Source organism: Arthrobacter sp. MDT2-16, from assembly GCF_054510925.1.
In genome coordinates this window covers 39746-56934 of sequence record NZ_JBTNDP010000014.1, presented here as the reverse complement: position 1 = coordinate 56934, position 17189 = coordinate 39746, and the positions used below count along the sequence as shown (strand labels likewise).

The window sequence follows — 17189 nt, the reverse complement described above, 5'->3', positions numbered from 1 at the left end:
GAGACGTACATCAACTGGTCCGGAGCAACGGTCTATGACATGACCCAGGGAAGCGGCATCTACTTCCAGATCTCCGGGCCGAACGTCTTCATCGAGTTCTCCAACCAGCAGTCGTCAACGGGCACCGACGTAGCCGGTGTCATCACCGCCGGATGGGGACACATCCACACCATCTACCGCGACCCCAGCAACGACTACGCTGGCAGCGTCGTCCAGGAGGAAGCCACCGGAATGATGGGCGGCATGGGAGGCGCAGGCGCTCCTGCCGACGGCTGAGCCCGCTTGACGGCATAACAGCCGTGCAATCACAAGGCCGGTGCCCGGCATGCCACCCGAACCCCCACGCGGACGGCATGCCGGGCACCTTTGTGCTCAATGACCCGAGCAGGGCGCCCTCACCGGAAGTACAAGGGTGCAGTAAGTAGTTGCCACATACGGTGGCGCTGCGCAGTGCTTCGTCGGTGCAGGGAAATTTGCATCCCTTTGCTCCTGCGCCCCTCCCGCAAGGCACCAGGTCGGCAGGAGTAATTCCACGCAGAAAGCATTCACGAAGGTCTCAGGTCAGCAACCCATCCGTCCCGGCGGCTCAGGGGTGACACTAACGCTCCCAGGGGTCAGGGCAGCCCGACTTCCGCCACAAGGACAAAGGAGCTTTGATCAACAGGGCGCCTCCTATGGTTGTACTGACCAGCTACCGTCACCGCGCGAAGACGGGCAGCCCGACTACTTCGGCAGCACTGTGGCCTCTCTCGGGTAACGGCCGTTCTGCCTGCGCCCACTGAAACAAGCTTGTCCTCAGCCTCGGTGGTCGGGCGCTCACCACACGGTGCGGCCAGGTTCGCGGCGGCGGGAATGCGCGCACAACCGGTTATGCCTGTCGTGGCCCTCACTGTGCAGTCTCTTGTTTAGGGTTCGTGTCCGCGGTCCGGTAGTCATCTTGTTGCTGAACGACAAAAGGAAGGCCCCGGCGTGAGCCAGAGCCTTCCCTTTTGTGGTGTGACGGTTAGCCGCGGCCGCCCCCGAGTACCCCGAGCTCGACTGCCTTGGCTGCACCATCGGCTTCCGCCTGGGTGAGGGATCCGTCTGCCACTGCCGCATCGAGCTTCTCCTGCACAGCAGCGGTCCGTTCAGTCTGCTCCTCGGCTTCGAGCTCATCGACAGCGGTCTGTACGGCCGCTTCCTCCACACCCAGGGTTGCGGCTAATGAGGCGACGACGGCGTTCTGCAACGCCTCCCGGTCGGGCCGCTCTCCCTCGGCGGTCTCGAGGCTGGCCTTGGCTGTGTCCCTGGCCGTTTCCAGTGCATCGGTCACCGTTGCCTCGTCGAGGCCGAGCTTTGTCGCGAGATCCGCGGAACTGATGCCCCCGCGGTTTCCGTGTCCGCCCTTGCCCGTGCTGGTCGCATCCCCGCTTTCGACTTCGGCGGTGGCCGAGGACGTGGCGGTCGGGGCGGGCGTGGTGGTGGCTGCGGAAGCCATTCCGGTGGCACCGAGGCTCAGGCCGAGAGCGACGGCCGCTGCGCTGGCGCCGAGTGCGATCTTCTTTGAGTTGAACATGATGTGTGGTCCTCGCTCTGCCGCTGGGCGGCGGTAGTTGTCATTCTTGGGTGGTTGTGTTTGGTGGTTGTTGTCCTGGTTGGTGGACTGCTCTAACTCTGGGGCTGCAATGTAAGTGGGTGCTGTCGGGCACCTGTCACGAAGCTGTGAGGCGTCACCTCGATGGACCGTCGATGTAAGCGCCAAAAGACAGAGGGCGGCAAGGAAGACTAGAGGGTCACCAGAGGAGAGTTTCTACGGATCCTCATGCGGCCTTGTTAGGAGCTTCGCCAGACGCGTGCCTATGCGCATCGCTACAGGCTTCTCCTCAACAAAGGACGGTGTCAGGGGGGGGTGAGCTGCTCCGGTGCGGGTGGCCCTGAGGCTGGGCGCTCACAGTGCCCGGACTCGTATGGTTTGTTCCATGGCCGGGAGGTTCACAGGTTGGTGCTAAGAGCGGCGAAGACCATTCATAGGGTCGGTTCGTAGAACTGATGTATGGCTACCCAAGAGTCCCCCACCCAACCCCTCACCATTCATGGTTCGCGCCAAAACGACACCTCGACACAGACTGCGTCGCCTCTACAGGGTCTGCCTGCCGGCGTGTACCGGAATAGATCACGTAAGCGTCTTTGGGCAGCCGACGCGCTGACGATGCTTCTGATCACCTCAGTCGCACTTGCCGTCGCCCTGTTCCTCAGCGACGGCGGCGCCGCCGGGTTCGGTACGTTCGCGGGAATCTTGACGTCACTGGGGGTAATCGCCGGCTTGGCCGCCATGGACCTGGTGCTCGTGATGTTCCTGCTCTCAGCCCGGGTGCCGGTGATCGACAAGACGATCGGGCAGGACAAAGCTCTTCTGGTCCATGGGTCCTTGGGTGAGTCCATCCTGTACCTGCTCCTCGCGCATGGCGCGCTACTGCTGCTGGGGTACGCGGCCACTGAAGGAATCACCCCCATCGCTGAAGCCCTGTCCCTGTGGGCCAGCGGCCTGGACCTGAGGTGGGCGGTCCTGTCCCTGGTGCTCTTCATCGTGGTCGCAGGAACGTCCGTGATCGCCGTCAAACGCCGGCTGCCACAGGAAATCTGGCATGGCATCCACCTGCTCACCTACGCGGCGGTGGCCCTGTCCATCCCGCACCAGTTCAGCCTCAGCGGCCTCTTCGCCCCGGGCACCATCCAACGCTGGTACTGGATCGCCCTGATGGTCCTCACCGGTGCAGCGGTCCTCACCTACCGGGTGATAGTGCCGGTCAGCCGCTCCCTGCACCATCAAGTCCGCATCAGCCGAGTGACCGAGGTAGCTCCGGGCGTCGCGACAATCGAAATGACGGGCAGGAACCTGGAACACCTGAACACCCGGGCCGGCCAGTACTTCATTTGGCGCTTCCTGACTCCTAACCTGTGGTGGCAACCGCACCCGTTTTCCATCTCGGCCAAGCCCACACCTACCTCTCTACGCATCACCATCCGAAACCTTGGTGGAGGAACAGCGAAGCTGATGAAGATCCGTCCTGGAACGAAGGTCGCCATCGAAGGCCCCTACGGCATCTTCACCGAAGCAGCCCGAGCCTCGGCACAGGTACTACTGATCGGCTCAGGCATCGGAAACTCGCCCATCCGCGGCCTCCTCGAGGACCTGACCTTTCCTTACGGAGGCGCCACCGTGATCCTGCGGGCATCACGCCCGGACGAGGTCTATCTCCTCGACGAGATCAGCGACCTGTGCCAGCGCCGAGGAGCACGCCTGTTCGTCCTGACCGGCCCCCGAGCAACCGGCCAACCGTCCTGGCTACCTCAATCAGCTGTCGCCTCCGGCTACACCATGACCTCTTACCTGCCACCCGGGCAGGTCCCGGACGTATACGTGTGCGGCCCCCTGCCATGGACGGACCTCGTCCTGCAGGACGCCCACAACGCCAGCTTCCCCGCCGAAAACCTCCACTCGGAAAGGTTCGCACTATGAAACCCAGAGCCATCTTCGGATCAGCCGTCGCCTCACTGTCCATCCTCGTCGTCGGCTGGCAGCTCGGCGTACAACCTTCAACCGTGACCGCCAGCGACACCACCGCGACCACGAGCACCAGCACCACCAGCAATGGCAGCAGCAGCACTACCACCGATGCGGCGACCGACCCGACGACGACCGGGACAGAAACAACGAGCAGCTCAGCTGTGGCCTACACGGGCTCCACCGTCAGCCACGAATACGGGACGGTGACCGTCACCATCACAGTCGCTGACGGCACTCTCACGGAAGCAACAGCCGACATAAGCACCACCCACGACCGTTCCGAAAACATCAACGCACGCGCCCTCCCTCTCCTATCTGATGAGGTGCTGGCCAGCCAGTCGGCAAATGTAAGCATGGTCAGCGGAGCCACCTACACCTCCGAGGCCTACCTCACCTCCCTCCAGTCCGCCCTAGACCAAGCGGGCCTGTGATGAACGCACAGCACACCCGACACAACGTGCAGGGAAGGTTGGTCAAACCCTCTTCCACCACGTCGCGCCGCCTCCAATGAGGCAACACCAGCGCCGCCACTCCCCCACCAAATGCCAAACCTCGTGTCCTGTTTCATCGCATACCGACCACTGGTGCTTCCCGGAAGGATGACCCATGAGAACACGAACCGCCGTATCGGCCGCAGCTGCTACCGCATGCATACTGATGATCGGCTGGCAGGTCGGCGTTCAGAGCAGTGGTGCTGCCGCAACGACCACCAGCGTCACTGGTGACGATGATAGTGACGATCGTGGTGACCGCATGTCGGCTGCGTTTGTCGATTTCTCGGACGGACCGGGTCGTGGCCGGGGCGGACCAGGGCGGGACGGACCAGAGGCGGCAGCTACCCTTACGCCGGCCCAAACCCCGCTCACTGCTGCGGCCGCCACGGATGGAACTTACGCTGGCCCACCCGTCCCATATCCCAGGGGATCTGTCAGTGTGGCGATCACGGTCGCAGACGGTGTCATCACCGACGTCAATACTGTCATCACCGCCGCGAATCCCGTCTCGCAGAACATCAACGAGCGAGTCGAATCCCTGCTCGACAACGCTGTCCTCACGGAACAAAGCAGCGACATCACGATGATCAGCGGATCCACCTACACCTCGCAGGCCTACGCTGCGTCCCTTCAAGCCGCTCTAAATGAGGCGACACCATGACTGCAACAACACCACCCACACCACCCAGCACGCCCAGGACGCTCAGCACGGCTACCGGGTTACTTCCCACGCCTACACCTCGAGATTCCGTCCAGGGCATTCGAACAGCTGATGAGAGCCTGACCGGGGGTCCCGCCACGGTCTTTCACACCATGGGTACCGCCGTCAGCTTCCGGGCTCCATCTGATGTGAGGGACGCTCTTACGCCTCGTCTCCAGGAAATTTTTTGGGATCACGACAAGCGGTTCAGCCTCTACAGGCCCGACTCCGAGCTCAGCCAGGTAGCTTCCGGCACCTTGAAGTTGTCACGCAGCTCGAAACAGCTTCGGGAGATGTACGCCCTGGCCGTCCACTGGCGCAACGCCACCGATGGGCTGTTCAACCCCTACGATCTCGACGGCCGGCTGGATCTTAACGGGGTGGTCAAAGCCCATGCGATCGGTGAGGCGGGGCGATACCTGCGCGAGCAAGGTGCCAACGACTGGTCGCTGAACTGCGGAGGAGACATCCTGTGCAGCGGCACCCAGGCACCTAACACCCCGTGGATTATCGGCATCGGCGATCCTGTCGACAGGACCGCGATGATCACTAGCGTCACGACATCGCCTGGACGGATGGCGATCGCGACGTCGGGGTTCAGCGAGAGAGGACGACATATCTGGGCACCTCCCCGCCCAGGCTCACCCCGCCCCCTGATTCAGGTAAGCGTCCTTGCACCCGATATCGTCACCGCCGACGTCCTCGCCACAGCTGTCTGCGCCGGCGGATACTCCAGCATTGAAGACTTAGGGCATCGTTTCGGGGTGGAGATCTTCACGATCGACGGCGACGGGAAGCCTGCATGGACGTCCGCGAAACACGCAGTCGCCCTCACCAATACGGGTGTTGACCCAGCATCAGTCTGAATCTCATGCGCTTCGACAACACAGTTGAGGTTGAGTCGTCGACTGTGGGCCAAAACCCCCACCGGCGGCCTTGCGTCACTCCACCGCGGGAGCGTACATCTCGCGCAACTTTGCGCAGTCTCTCGTGAGAGCAGGAGCCGGCCGGCGACGATGTGACGAAGCTTGGAGCTCGGCGTCGGGCCTGTAGAGGCCGAATCGGTCGTTATGGGCCCGGAAAATGTCCGGCAGCTGCGTTGTGAGAGCGGTTCGTACTGGAAATGGTGCAGGACATGACTCAGCGCTTCACGGTCGACGTCCTGGCTGTCGAACAGAACGGAGCAACGGATTGGGTTTCTGGACGAGATCCGGTCAGCCTCACCGCTACCGAGGCCAGTAATGCTCTTCCGGCCTTCTGATCTACCTTCATCTCGACTCGCCCGACAAGTGCAGAATAAGCAAAAGGACCGCCCGGGTCTGTGGTCCGTCGGTCCTTCTGCTTGAGTAGCATCACTGTCTGGGCCAGTGGCTGCCGTGTTCTTCCATCCGATCCGATCTCCTTCCATCGACCGTGCTGATACTTCAAGCATCGGATCCATACCTGTGTCAGGGCTGTCCCTGGGCCCTGCAAAAACTGAGCGTTCCCTGCACAGAGACCGCACAGGTTCCGAAAAGCCGATCACTAAGTCAGAGCGGGAAAGTAGAGGAACAACGACGCTTCCACAGGAGGACACCATGATCACCTACCGACCCATCCCCGAGCTCACTGCCGGACGCAAAGGCTTCCGCGCCGCTATCGGTGCCATGGCACTGGCCGCGGTACTTGGCACCACTGCCTTCGCCCCGATCGGTGCACAATTGGCCACCCCAGTCGCTGACGCCCACGCAACCGTCCTCGTCGGAACCGCCGTCCCCGCCGAGCAGTCCCTCGTCCGCCGTCAAGACACCAGCGGTTCACTGGACCAGGGCGCTGCGGCTGGGCCCCTGACCGTCTAGGACCACGGCGCCCGCCCAGGTTCCCCGATGCGGCGAACTCGTGCGGAATACTGGACCGAATCACCGAATCACCGAATCACCGAATCACCGAATCACCGAATCACCGAATCACCGAAGCACCGAACAGCACCGAACAGCACCGCACAGCACCGCACAGCACAGCACAGCACAGCACAGCACCATGGGCGACCCGCCGCCCCAACACATCCAAGTAAGACCCCGAATAGCATCCTCAGTAGCACCCGGGGTAAGACCCCTAGGAAGACATGATGGCTGATGGCTCGCACCATTCAATGACCGACAATCTGCCGCGCCTCGCGCACCCGGACGGCAGCCCCATTCGGGCGCTGGTGGTCGACGATGAGACGAGCCTCGCAGAGCTCGTAAGCATGGGACTCAGGATGGCGGGCTGGAGCGTGACGACGGCGAACGATGGTCTTAGCGCGGTCGCTGCCGCCCGCGACTTCCGCCCCGACGTGCTGATTCTTGACGTCATGATGCCCGGGGTCGATGGCATCGACGCCCTGAAGAAGATCCGCACATTCGCCCCTACCGTTCCAGCTTTGTTCCTCACAGCCAAAGACGCTGTCCAGGACCGTATCTCCGGCCTCTCAGCCGGTGGGGACGACTACGTCACCAAACCCTTCAGCATGGAGGAGCTCATGCTCCGCCTGCACCGGCTCGTGCAGCGCTCCGGCGTCGCAGCATCGGACTCCGCCGAACTCGTCGTCGGGGACCTCGTCATGAACATCGACACTCGTGAAGTCACCCGAGGCGGCGACGACATTGCCCTGACCTCCACCCAGTGGGAGCTGCTGCGCTACCTCATGGAGAACCCGCGCCGCGTGCTCAGCAAATCCCAGATCCTCGACAACGTCTGGAAGTACGACTTCGGCGGCCAAGCCAACATCGTCGAGCTCTACATCTCCTACCTGCGTAAAAAGATCGACGTCGGACGCCCCGCGATGATTCACACCATCCGCGGCGCCGGTTACGTCATCAAACCCGCAGCCCCGTGAGCCGAGTCGCACTCACGGCGCCGGTTTCTGGGCGCCCCTTGCACCTGCGTACCCGGCTGATCCTCGCGACGCTCGCGCTGCTGACGGCGATCTGCGTTTCGATCGGTGTGTTCAGCCACGTCGCCATGAGCAACTACCTCACCGGTCAGCTCGATAAGGCCCTCACACCCGCCGCCGGCCGTGCCGGCGGTGGTGCTGGCGGATTTGGTGATGCCGGCCCTGACGAAGACGCCGATGATGACGACGGTCGACCGTTCCGAGACCTCGACCCCGGAAACGCTGCAGGGCAACGCCCCGGCACACTGAATGTGGTCTATGGAAGCGACGGTCAGGCATTAACTTCCGCCCTGGTGCAGGACGATGGCACGACCGAATCTCTCACCGCAGCCGACCTCAGCCTGCTGGCCGCCATCGATCCCTCCGATCAACCGAAAGAACTCATACTCTCAAGCGGACGTTACCGGGTCGACGCCGCGGCTTTGCCTGAGCAGCTCACATCCGAGGGCTCCGTTCTCGTTACAGGCCTGCCTACAAATGAACGCGACAGCACACTCCTGTCCCTGGACCTGACGGTTGCCGGGCTGTCTATGGCAGGCTTAATACTGACAGGTGTCGCCGGCACCGTCATCATCCGCCGGTCCCTTCGTCCCCTGGAGGAACTGTCCGCCGTGGCGACCTCCGTCTCGCAACTACCGTTGTCCTCAGGGGAAGTAACCATCCCTGTCCGCGTTCCCCCCAGTGCAGCGCAGCCCGGCACGGAGGTCGGCACCGTCGGGTTAGCTTTGAACGACATGATCGACCACGTCACCAGCGCTTTGCGCGACCGGCAAGCGAGCGAGATGAAAGTGCGCCAGTTCGTCGCTGACGCCAGTCATGAGCTCCGGACTCCCCTGACCTCAATCCGCGGGTACACAGAACTGATCCTCATGAGCGAGAACGTCAGCCCGTCGGGACGCTCTGCCCTCGAACGCGTCGACAGCGAGTCCAAACGCATGTCCTCCCTCGTGGAAGACCTCCTGCTGCTTGCCCGCCTCGACGAGGGCCAACGCGGGGAGGTGTCCGACGTCGACCTCACCGAACTGGTCATCGAGACCACCAGTGACGCCCGAGTGTCCGCGCCGCACCACTTGTGGAGCCTGGACCTGCCTGACGAACCCGTCGAGGTGCGCGCTGTCGAGGCAGAAGTCAGACAAGTACTGATCAACCTGCTCTCCAACGCCCACAAACACACCCCACCAGGAACCGCCATCGCCACGGCCCTGACACTTCACGAGGGGCATGCTTACATCACCATCACCGACAGTGGGCCCGGCATCGACCCCTCGTTCCTCGGCACCATCTTCACGCGCTTCAGTCGAGGCGACAGCGCACGATCAGCGAACACCGGCAGTACGGGCCTCGGCCTCGCAATCGTCCAAGCCCTCGTTGAAGCCAACGACGGCATGATCAACGTGACCAGCGAACCCGGCAGAACACAATTCCACGTGCAGCTGCCACTCGCTATGGCTGCCACATAGGAACAACACCTACCCGACCAACAGCTCCCATAGGATCGGGCACTACAACAGAGGTATGACCCAAATAGCCGCCCGACCGACATCCCTCCGTCACGCAGACCAGCAGCTCGTGATCGTGCTGGTAGGCATCGACGGCGCAGGTAAAACCACCGCGGCACACGCACTCAAGGAACGCCTCGAGTCATTCATGCCCACGCGCGTCATGGCCAATTACTCGGGACGACGCACCATGACGCGCTGGACGAATTCACTCGGGATCGCCGTGCCACCGCGGCTCCTGGACCTCGCCGAGTCAGCCGTCCGCTCCGTCAACGTCGGAATGAACCTCGTCCGTACACGCAACTTTGACGGCGTTGTCATCATGGACAGACACCTCCACTGCCAGCAGGCGCTGCGCCGCACACGAGGCTTGCGCCGCGGGCGGCTCCTCGCCGCCTTGATAACACTGCTTCCTGCGCTGGATGCCGTCGTATTCCTAGACGTCACCCCGGAAGAAGCACACAGCCGCATCGCGCTGCGCGGCACCGACACCGAAAAACTCGAAGACCTTCACGCATATGGGGCGGGTTATCTGGGACTGTCTGAACTGGACAGCTTCCACCAAATCGCTGCGGGCAGGCTGTTGGCGAACATTCTCGATGACCTCGAGAACCTGATTAGGCAGCTCCAGCAAGGGAAACCAACCGACATCGATGTTCCGCTTCGGACACCATCGGCGCTACCGCCTACCCGCTTTCGATACCACCCGGCCAGACAGTACCGAGCAGGCAACAGGCCCGTAGACCTTTCGGGCTCTAGCCACCGCATTCCGGTTGTCTCGGAAACCTAGGTTGATGAGGCACTCGAGCGGTGCCCTACGGGCGTTGGAAATTCCGCGGAACCGGCGGGTGCGCACTGTCTCGGTATGTCGTCTCACCAGAAGCTGTATCAGGGATCGTGTTGTGAGGACTTACGAGACAGACGTTGAGCAAGTTCTGATTGGGTGTCGAAGCGTCCTGGTCCCAGCATTGAACCACGTCTGCGCGATAGGCTTCAGCGGGGCATTCAATTGTGGGTGAACCGCCTGCCGGACAGCCATCCCGCCACCCTTGGACATAACGCGAACTTATCGGCGATTAGGGCTCAAACATGAACCACGAACGGTGGCCTCGTCAGTCCTCTGATCTCTCGATGAGGTCACCACTCCCAACCGGGAGGTGGCTGCTCTGTAACTAGGATGCGACGGGCGGTCTTGCCTACATGGGTCGTCCCGCACTCTCCAAAGGGACCCCGCTTGGCGAAGAGGGTGGTTGAGTGGCGGTCGAAGTGGTCGATCCACCACGACGACATTCCCCCATTCGCTTGCGCTTCCAACCACTGCTCATACAGCCCCCTGAACCGGTCGACGGCTTCGGGGTGGTTCCACCACTGCGAGCACCAGTACTGGCTTTGTGACCGGTCCACTGATTCGAGCAACGCGGCCAGGCCCTCTACCCAGTCGACGAGATCCTCGGGCGTGAACGTGAAGTCCTCCGCCTCGTCGCCGTAACCGTTAGGTTCCGTAGTTCTTACGGCGTCTTTCTGGGACTCAGTCATGAGACCTGCCCTGCTTTGGATGACTTGATGCGTTTGACCGTGGGACCGATGCGGGCGTGGATTGCCTTATCGCGGAACCAGGGCACGGTGCGGACGATGGTCCCGCCGCCGTTGGAGGTCTTCACCCATGCACGGTTGGCCGGAAGTTCGGAGAGCTGGGAGACGGACATGATGTCGCGGCGCTGGGTCTGCACGGACCGCGAGGACCCGTTCCTCGACGTCGAGCTGCTGCGGACTTTCGCGTCATACTGGCCGATCGTCTTGGCTAAGGATTCGAGGAACTGGGTGTCATCGGATCCACCGCCATAGACCTTGATCGCGGCCGCCGACCACAGGGTGTCCCAGCCGGTCCGCTCGAGCATGGCCATCCCCTGGCCGCGTGTCTGGAAGTACGCGCTGACGACGATACCCATGGACCCGAAGAACGAATACCACTCGGGGAGTTGCCTGAGCTTGACGACATTCCCGACCTCGTCCAGGTCAGCGACCAGTGGTACCGGCAGGCGACCACCGGTGCGACGGGCGGCCTGCTGCGCGGCGGTGAACACTGCGTAGACCAGCGTGGACACGAACGCGGCACCGGACCCGGCGGCGTCCTGCGAGAGCAAGATCAGGGTGTCCCTGCTCGTCACGAAGCGGGCCGGGTCGAACACCGGGACGCCCGAGGTGGGCGTCGACCATGCCATGAGCTCGTCATGCACGAGGGCGGAGGCCATGCGCTGGGCACTTGCTGCTACGGATCCGCGGGTGTCGTCCGGCTGGGCGCTCATCCCTTTCAACGCGGACGCCGGGCCCGTATGGCCTGCCCGTTCCAGCAACTCGGCCGGTTCCATGAAGTCGGCCGAGGACACCCACCGCAGAACCTCCCGCATCGTTCCGTCGTTCTTGGCGGCGGCGAGGAGGCACCAGGCGAGGAAGTCGCGTCCCTGCGAGTCGAACTGCGCGTCCCCCTTGCCCTGACCCGCGCTCGGGGCGGACGAGGTTTCGAAGATCGACGCAACCTCGCCGGCGCTCACCGTATCCGTGACCACGGAGAGCGGGTTGAAGATCATGGCCGGACGATGACTGTCGCGCCAGATCCGCTGCGGGTCGAACAGCCACACCGTTCCGGTCTCTGACCGTGCGGCCAGGACCTCAGCCACTCCGTCGACCTTGTTGCTGGTCATCATGTACGCGCCGGGTGCTTCGGTAGAGTGCCGGACGACCTGCGTTGTCGTCTTACCCCGCCCTGTCCCCCATACATGGGTCGAGCACTCACGCCAGCCCTGAATAACTGCCTTGGTGCCGGTGTCACCGGCATACCCGATCGTCAGGCCCGGGCCGATACCTTCGGCGGTCGGGTGGAGGCGGGCGGCTTCGGTGAGGCGGGCATCGAGCATCGCCGGGCGCATCTTCCCGCCAGGGCTCATCTGACGGGACGCCTCGGCGGTCCTGGATACAGGGCGGGTGCTCCACCACGCAAAGGCAGCAATGACCACGACCGCTTCCGCGCCGAGCAACCAGCTCGCGGCCGCCGGCCACGGATCCCCGGTGGCAAGACCGATCGCCAATGTAATCGGGTTCCACGACAGGTCGGTGGGGACCGGCGTGAACGCGTCGGCAAGGTGGATCAGGGCGACGGCGGCGAACGCAGCGAGGGCCACGAACGAAAAGGCGATGACCGGGCCGTTCTCCTCGGTCTTCATCGGTTCACCTTTGCCTGCGCAGCAGCCCACGCCTGGTTGGTGTTGTGGGCCCTGAGTTCGCCGGCGGTGAGGTTCACCCGGAACGGCACACCAGGTTCGGACCCGGTTTTCAGCATGAACCGCCCCCGCCCGGGGGGCGGTGACACCTGATTGGTGTTGGGGTTCATGGACCCTTCGGCCGACCAGCCGATCAGCATCGCTTTCTCTCGCTCGGAGACGGGGAACACTGTTTCCAGCAGGTCCATCTCGTTCTGCGCGAGTCCGCCGAGGATTTTCACGGAAGAGCGTTCCACGAAGCCGGTGGCGATTTTCGTCAGCTCGTCCGTGGACAGCTGCAGGTCCTTCATGGAGTGCGTGATCATCAGCTGGCCCAGGCCCTTGGTCCGGTTCAGGCGGGTGATGGAGTCGATCTGGTGCACCAGCAGCTCACTGGCGCGCAGGGACTGCCACAGCTCGTCCATGATCATCAGGTGATGGCGTTCCTCCATCAGCCCGGCGTCGGCGAGGGTCTTCGCGGCCGAGATGCCGGCCTGGCCGTAGGACCAGCACACGGTCTGCACCGCGGCGCGGAGCGTCAGCTGGGATTCGTCGATGAGGGAAATGTCGAAGTCGACGGAGGTGTCGATCTTCATTTCCTTGGTGGTCTGCTGGCAGAACACGTCCCCGAACGGTCCGTGCTCGCCGAGGGCGTTCAGGCCCGCCAGGAGGTTCTTGACCTGCGGCAGGTACTCCTTCTTGTCCTCGATGAGCAGAGCCGACTGGATCTGCGGTGGCGCGGACTTGATGGCGGCGACGACGTCGCCGACCAGCGGTTGCCGGGCCTCGGCTTCTGCTTTCTCGGCCGCCATGGCGATCGCCATGGACAGCACCGTCTGTTCCTGCTTCTTCGCGTCCAGCGGTTCCTTGAAGACCAGTTCGATGAGCCCGGTGAGGGTCATCAGGCGCCGGGCGTGGATCTCGGCGCGCATCTGGCGCTGCATCGGGGCCGGGAGCCGTTCGAGTTCCCGCCAGAGCGGGCCGGCGTCGAGAGGGTTGATCGCCCCGACGCCCGGGGCGACCTGCACGACCTGCCCGTTGGTTTCCAGGACCACGCCGGCGAAGTCGGGTTTGAGGTCCCCTGCCACGAGGATCAGGAACCCCTGGTCGATCAGCGCCAGCGCCATGCGGACGGCGACCGAGGACTTCCCCCGACCGTTCAGGCCCAGGATGAACCCGGACGGCGAGGAGATGATGCCGTGCAGGAACAGGCTGATCGGATCCCCGCACACCACCGAACTGTTCAGCAGGTTCCGGCCCAGGACCGCACCGACCAGCGGCGAGGACGTACCGACGCAGAACGGCCACAGGCCAGCGGTCTGGTTCGAGGTGGCGGTGAACTCCGGCGGCGGTTCCACCCACGTCACCATGCCGCCCTCACGGACCCGCATGCCCTTGTCCGTGAGCTGCGGGAACGATGCAGCACTGACGGCGGCCGCCGCTTCGGAGCGGCCCAGGAACCGGTCCATGACCTTGTCGACGAGCTGGTCAAAGGCGGACATTAGAGGGCCTTCCTGACGTCGGAGGAGATGGTGGCCAGGTGCTCTGGCACGAGCCCGAGCCCGAGGTTGAAGGAGAACGCGGCGTCGTCGTTGTAATCGCACGACCGCATGCGGATTTGAATACCGGTGGCGGCGTTCCGCATGATCTTTGCCTCGACAGCCTGCAGCTGCTCAGGGCTCTCGACGGTCGCGGTGACGCCGATGGCGAAGCGCACCAGCGCGGCCCCTTCTGCTTGCTCCCGCTCGGCCTTACGTGCCTTCTCTAGGGCGATGATCTGCGAGCTGGTCGGACGGCGACCCTTCTGGTTCGTGGCGAACTGCGCATTGGTGAGCGCCTGCGCGACCTGCTGCGCCGACTTCTCCGGCGGCTGCGGGCGGTAGAACACGGTGACGCGCTTCTGCAGCATGCTCGCATCAGGGCCCAGCAGGGCCACCAGGGCGTTCTCGCGGAACGTCCCGGCCGGCGGCCGGAACATCTGCCACGACTTGCTCGTCACCCCGGCATGGTCGTACCGGCCCGGGTATCCGATCGTCCGGGCGGCCGAAGGACCGACTTCGTGCCAGGTAAGGCCCGTCCCGTCGCCGGAGAGGCGGGCGCGTTCGACCGCGGCCGCGGCGCGCGGGTTGAACGCGACGTAGGTCTGGTCGGTGAGGTCAGCGGCTCGCATGAGTGACACGCTGCCCGCGCCGACGTCCTCGAGTTCTTCCTTGAATCCCTGCAGGAGCGACTTCACATCGGCCACCAGCTCCCCGGCTGAGCGTTCCGGTGCCCTGTCCCCGTCATTGGCCTTGCCGCTGAACGTCAGCGCCACCCACTGCTCGAGCTTGGGCACGTCGAGGTTGAGGTTGTTCACCACGTCATCCATCACCTGACGGGCAAACGCAGGCACCTCGTGGGATCCGGCCTGCTGCCGGGCCACCGCGATAGCGTCCGGCAGGCGTTCGCCCGGATCGGTCGTCGACTGCGTCGTCACCGAAATCTGCTCGACCCGTGCGTTGGAACCGGCGTCGCGCTGGAACGCGGCCCAAGACCCGACGAGCCGATTCACGCGGTCCTGATCTAGCAGGCCCAGGCCCGAGGAGTCGGTGGAGAAGAAGACGGTTCCTGTCCTCAGTTTCGGGTGCCACAGCATGACACCCTCGTTGCCGAAAAGGTCCTGAAAGTCGATCAGCTCGGTTGCGGCGAGTAGGCCAGGAGCACGGAACGAACCGTCCGGGATCTGCGAGACGGGCCCAGACTTGTAGACGGTCTTCCCAGCCTTTTTGGCTTTGGAGTGCATGCTGCGGGCCAACCACCGCTCAGGCTTGGACCGACCATGACGGTCCTTCGAGCCAAGGATCGTGGCGGCGATGAACGCGACCAGGGCGATGCCGACGGCCACCCAAATCTGCGAGGCCATGATCGCGATGAACACCCCGACTGCTCCCGCGCCCAGCACGACGGTCGAAGCCATTGAGAAGCCCATCAGACCCGCCGTCCGGTCCTCTGCGATGTTGCCGTACTGCCTGACGATTGTCTGTTCCGTACTCAACTGTCATCCCCACTTTCCACTGCGCGTTCCATGTCCCTGACTGCGTTCTGCACCGCGTACTCGATGCGTTGCTGGTTCTGGGCCGATTTGTCCGCCCCGGACGGCGCACCGGCCCGGAACCCCTCAGCCGTCGGGGACTTCGCGGGTGCTGCCCCAGGAGCTTCCGTCGGAGGCCTGTCACCTGCTGCTGCGGGCTCGGCCCCGTTCGGTCCTCCAGCTGACGAGCCGCCATCACCGGCGCCGGACGGTCCCCCCGTCGGTGATTCCGTAGGTGCGCCGGTGCGCTCCGCCTGAGGCTGTGCACCCGTTGGGCTGTTCGAACCACCGGGCGCGCTGTTTCCGCCTGCACCGCTGCCGGCACTGCCTGCACCAGTACCGGCATCACCGGCCGGTGACGTCTCTGCCCCGGATCGTTCCGGGCGTTGCTCTGCGCCCGAAGGACCACCGGAACCTCCACCGGGACCACCAGCACTTCCTCCAGATGCTCCGGCACCTGAGTCCGACGCGGATGCGACGGGCTGTTCTGGCCTCTGCTCTGCCCCGGAAGGGCCGGTACCACTGGTGTTACCTGCACCACCAGGCGTCGCGGCACCGGTGGCGCCGCTTCCGTCTCCACTTGCTGGGATGGCACTGCTGCTGGATCCTCCTACTGCCCCAGTGCCGGCGGTCGCAGACGTTTCCGCGGCAGTGGCAGCGCCAGTCGCTGCAGCGCCTCCACCCATTGCGGCCGCTTTCCCGGCCGTTGCTGCGGCTCCGCCACCGGTGATTGCTGCGGTGCTTCCGCCGCCGCCGGCAGCTGCGGCCCCGGCTGCAGCGCCGAGGCCGCCGGTCACTGCTCCAAGCGCTACCGCACCGCCAACCATCGCCAGGCCGGAGGCTCCCATGCCCTGTGGGCCTGCGCTAACGGCAGGTACGAGGACCTTCGCCAGCGCCGGCATCGCAATGCAGGCGCTGCTGATAATGACGAGGCCGGTAATGAGGCCAATCGCTGTGTTCCCGAGCTCGTTGTCTGCGCTGCCGTTGATGCCTTTCAGGAGCGCGAGTCCTGCCCCGTACAGGATCGCGGCAGCTGGCTTGAAGAGGACGACGGCCGCCAACCAGCCCACGGCCTTGTCGAAGGACTTCCGGCCACGCTCAGTCTGTGAAGCGGCAGCGAAGATCGGCAGAACCCCGCACAGTGCGATCGCCGCACCATAGGAGAAGATCACGATGACCGCGTTGATGATCGCGCCCAGCAGGGCCAGCGGTACGACGAACAGGATGATGCCAGCGAGCTGCATGGTCATCGTGGTTCCCGCAATGGCATCCAAGCCCATCGCAGATCCAAGCCCGTCTTCCTGCGCAGATCCGGAAATGGTGGTCACCAGCCACGGCGCGAGAACGTCGGTTACACCGAACAGAAGGCCCACCATCGGGACGGCCAGCGCCGTGGTGAGGATGGTCCGCACCATGCCCATGATCAGGTTCTCGGTCGAGGCCCGGTCCTGGTCCCGAGCGAGCTTGATGAGCGCGAACGCTGTCCCAATGACACCGGCCATGCCGACGAAAACCAGCGTCGACTGCTGGATACGATCGGTCGCGGACCCTGCACCCATATCCGGCGCGCCGATCTTCAACCACCAAGTACCGACGAAGTTGATCATCTCCGTCAGGACCTGCACCAGCCAGCTCGCAAGGAACTGGATCAGTTTCTGGATCGCACTGCCTGCAACGCCTTCGAGGAGGTGCCCTGCCAAATCTCCGA

The 17189-nt window shown here is 63.9% G+C and carries 16 protein-coding genes; 10 read left to right on the top strand and 6 right to left on the bottom strand.

Annotation, left to right across the window (positions count from 1 at the left end; all coding sequences use genetic code 11):
- Positions 1 to 276: DUF3500 domain-containing protein (locus tag ACX80N_RS17305; RefSeq protein ID WP_459340392.1), on the top strand; the 276-nt coding region annotated here is incomplete at its 5' end.
- Between the two features lie 727 nt (positions 277 to 1003).
- Here ACX80N_RS17305 and ACX80N_RS17300 read toward each other — a convergent pair.
- On the bottom strand, positions 1004 to 1555 hold the full coding sequence (locus ACX80N_RS17300) for a hypothetical protein (protein WP_459340391.1): 552 nt from the start codon (positions 1553 to 1555) through the stop codon (positions 1004 to 1006).
- Between the two features lie 633 nt (positions 1556 to 2188).
- Between ACX80N_RS17300 and ACX80N_RS17295 the strand changes: the two genes are divergently transcribed.
- The 9 genes from ACX80N_RS17295 to ACX80N_RS17255 all read left to right on the top strand — a co-directional run bounded on the left by ACX80N_RS17295 (position 2189) and on the right by ACX80N_RS17255 (position 9944).
- Positions 2189 to 3499: a ferredoxin reductase family protein gene (locus ACX80N_RS17295; protein ID WP_459340390.1), complete on the top strand. Its 1311-nt coding sequence runs from the start codon at positions 2189 to 2191 to the stop codon at positions 3497 to 3499.
- Positions 3496 to 3978 carry an FMN-binding protein gene (locus tag ACX80N_RS17290; protein ID WP_459340389.1) on the top strand — a complete coding sequence of 161 codons (483 nt, stop codon included), beginning with the start codon at positions 3496 to 3498 and terminating at the stop codon, positions 3976 to 3978. Before ACX80N_RS17295 ends, ACX80N_RS17290 begins: the two co-directional genes overlap by 4 nt.
- 502 nt (positions 3979 to 4480) lie before the next feature.
- Positions 4481 to 4702: an FMN-binding protein gene (locus tag ACX80N_RS17285; RefSeq protein ID WP_459340388.1), complete on the top strand. Its 222-nt coding sequence runs from the start codon at positions 4481 to 4483 to the stop codon at positions 4700 to 4702.
- Between the two features lie 152 nt (positions 4703 to 4854).
- Positions 4855 to 5607 (top strand): FAD:protein FMN transferase, encoded by a 753-nt coding sequence (locus tag ACX80N_RS17280; RefSeq protein WP_459340387.1) that lies wholly within the window; start codon positions 4855 to 4857, stop codon positions 5605 to 5607.
- 269 nt (positions 5608 to 5876) lie between these two features.
- Positions 5877 to 6002 carry a hypothetical protein gene (locus tag ACX80N_RS17275; RefSeq protein ID WP_459340386.1) on the top strand — a complete coding sequence of 42 codons (126 nt, stop codon included), beginning with the start codon at positions 5877 to 5879 and terminating at the stop codon, positions 6000 to 6002.
- A gap of 316 nt (positions 6003 to 6318) precedes the next feature.
- Positions 6319 to 6579 carry a hypothetical protein gene (locus ACX80N_RS17270; RefSeq protein ID WP_459340385.1) on the top strand — a complete coding sequence of 87 codons (261 nt, stop codon included), beginning with the start codon at positions 6319 to 6321 and terminating at the stop codon, positions 6577 to 6579.
- A 293-nt stretch (positions 6580 to 6872) separates the two neighbouring features.
- Positions 6873 to 7598 carry a response regulator transcription factor gene (locus ACX80N_RS17265; protein WP_459340384.1) on the top strand — a complete coding sequence of 242 codons (726 nt, stop codon included), beginning with the start codon at positions 6873 to 6875 and terminating at the stop codon, positions 7596 to 7598.
- A 38-nt stretch (positions 7599 to 7636) separates the two neighbouring features.
- Complete coding sequence (locus ACX80N_RS17260) at positions 7637 to 9115, top strand: sensor histidine kinase (protein ID WP_459340383.1); 1479 nt, start codon at positions 7637 to 7639, stop codon at positions 9113 to 9115.
- 55 nt (positions 9116 to 9170) lie between these two features.
- Positions 9171 to 9944 (top strand): nucleoside/nucleotide kinase family protein, encoded by a 774-nt coding sequence (locus tag ACX80N_RS17255; protein WP_459340382.1) that lies wholly within the window; start codon positions 9171 to 9173, stop codon positions 9942 to 9944.
- A 347-nt stretch (positions 9945 to 10291) separates the two neighbouring features.
- On the opposite strand, the gene ACX80N_RS17250 is transcribed toward ACX80N_RS17255, so the two are convergent.
- Genes ACX80N_RS17250 through ACX80N_RS17230 form a run of 5 tightly spaced genes read right to left on the bottom strand, consistent with a single transcriptional unit; the run spans position 10292 to position 17088 of the window.
- Entirely contained in the window at positions 10292 to 10690 is a 399-nt protein-coding gene (locus ACX80N_RS17250) for a DUF4913 domain-containing protein (protein WP_459340381.1), read from the bottom strand.
- On the bottom strand, positions 10687 to 12375 hold the full coding sequence (locus ACX80N_RS17245; RefSeq protein WP_459340380.1) for a type IV secretory system conjugative DNA transfer family protein: 1689 nt from the start codon (positions 12373 to 12375) through the stop codon (positions 10687 to 10689). Before ACX80N_RS17245 ends, ACX80N_RS17250 begins: the two co-directional genes overlap by 4 nt.
- A complete protein-coding gene (locus tag ACX80N_RS17240; RefSeq protein ID WP_459340379.1) occupies positions 12372 to 13913 on the bottom strand; it encodes a hypothetical protein in 1542 nt (513 codons plus the stop codon). The genes ACX80N_RS17245 and ACX80N_RS17240 overlap by 4 nt, the downstream gene beginning before the upstream one ends.
- Positions 13913 to 15445, bottom strand: a complete 1533-nt coding sequence (locus tag ACX80N_RS17235) for an SCO6880 family protein (protein WP_459340378.1) — start codon at positions 15443 to 15445, stop codon at positions 13913 to 13915. The genes ACX80N_RS17240 and ACX80N_RS17235 overlap by 1 nt, the downstream gene beginning before the upstream one ends.
- Positions 15442 to 17088, bottom strand: coding sequence for a hypothetical protein (locus ACX80N_RS17230; protein WP_459340377.1), 1647 nt, complete (start codon positions 17086 to 17088; stop codon positions 15442 to 15444). The genes ACX80N_RS17235 and ACX80N_RS17230 overlap by 4 nt, the downstream gene beginning before the upstream one ends.
- Between the last annotated feature and the right edge of the window lie 101 nt (positions 17089 to 17189).

Bases quoted from the DNA above. Each gene is read 5' to 3' on its own strand.
- ACX80N_RS17250 (WP_459340381.1), bottom strand. From the start codon at position 10,690: ATGACTGAGTCCCAGAAAGACGCCGTAAGAACTACGGAACCTAACGGT.
- ACX80N_RS17275 (WP_459340386.1), top strand. From the start codon at position 5,877: ATGACTCAGCGCTTCACGGTCGACGTCCTGGCTGTCGAACAGAACGGA.
- ACX80N_RS17300 (WP_459340391.1), bottom strand. From the start codon at position 1,555: ATGTTCAACTCAAAGAAGATCGCACTCGGCGCCAGCGCAGCGGCCGTC.
- ACX80N_RS17230 (WP_459340377.1), bottom strand. From the start codon at position 17,088: ATGATCAACTTCGTCGGTACTTGGTGGTTGAAGATCGGCGCGCCGGAT.
- ACX80N_RS17245 (WP_459340380.1), bottom strand. From the start codon at position 12,375: ATGAAGACCGAGGAGAACGGCCCGGTCATCGCCTTTTCGTTCGTGGCC.
- ACX80N_RS17270 (WP_459340385.1), top strand. From the start codon at position 6,319: ATGATCACCTACCGACCCATCCCCGAGCTCACTGCCGGACGCAAAGGC.
- ACX80N_RS17265 (WP_459340384.1), top strand. From the start codon at position 6,873: ATGACCGACAATCTGCCGCGCCTCGCGCACCCGGACGGCAGCCCCATT.
- ACX80N_RS17240 (WP_459340379.1), bottom strand. From the start codon at position 13,913: ATGTCCGCCTTTGACCAGCTCGTCGACAAGGTCATGGACCGGTTCCTG.
- ACX80N_RS17290 (WP_459340389.1), top strand. From the start codon at position 3,496: ATGAAACCCAGAGCCATCTTCGGATCAGCCGTCGCCTCACTGTCCATC.
- ACX80N_RS17280 (WP_459340387.1), top strand. From the start codon at position 4,855: ATGGGTACCGCCGTCAGCTTCCGGGCTCCATCTGATGTGAGGGACGCT.
- ACX80N_RS17295 (WP_459340390.1), top strand. From the start codon at position 2,189: ATGCTTCTGATCACCTCAGTCGCACTTGCCGTCGCCCTGTTCCTCAGC.
- ACX80N_RS17255 (WP_459340382.1), top strand. From the start codon at position 9,171: ATGACCCAAATAGCCGCCCGACCGACATCCCTCCGTCACGCAGACCAG.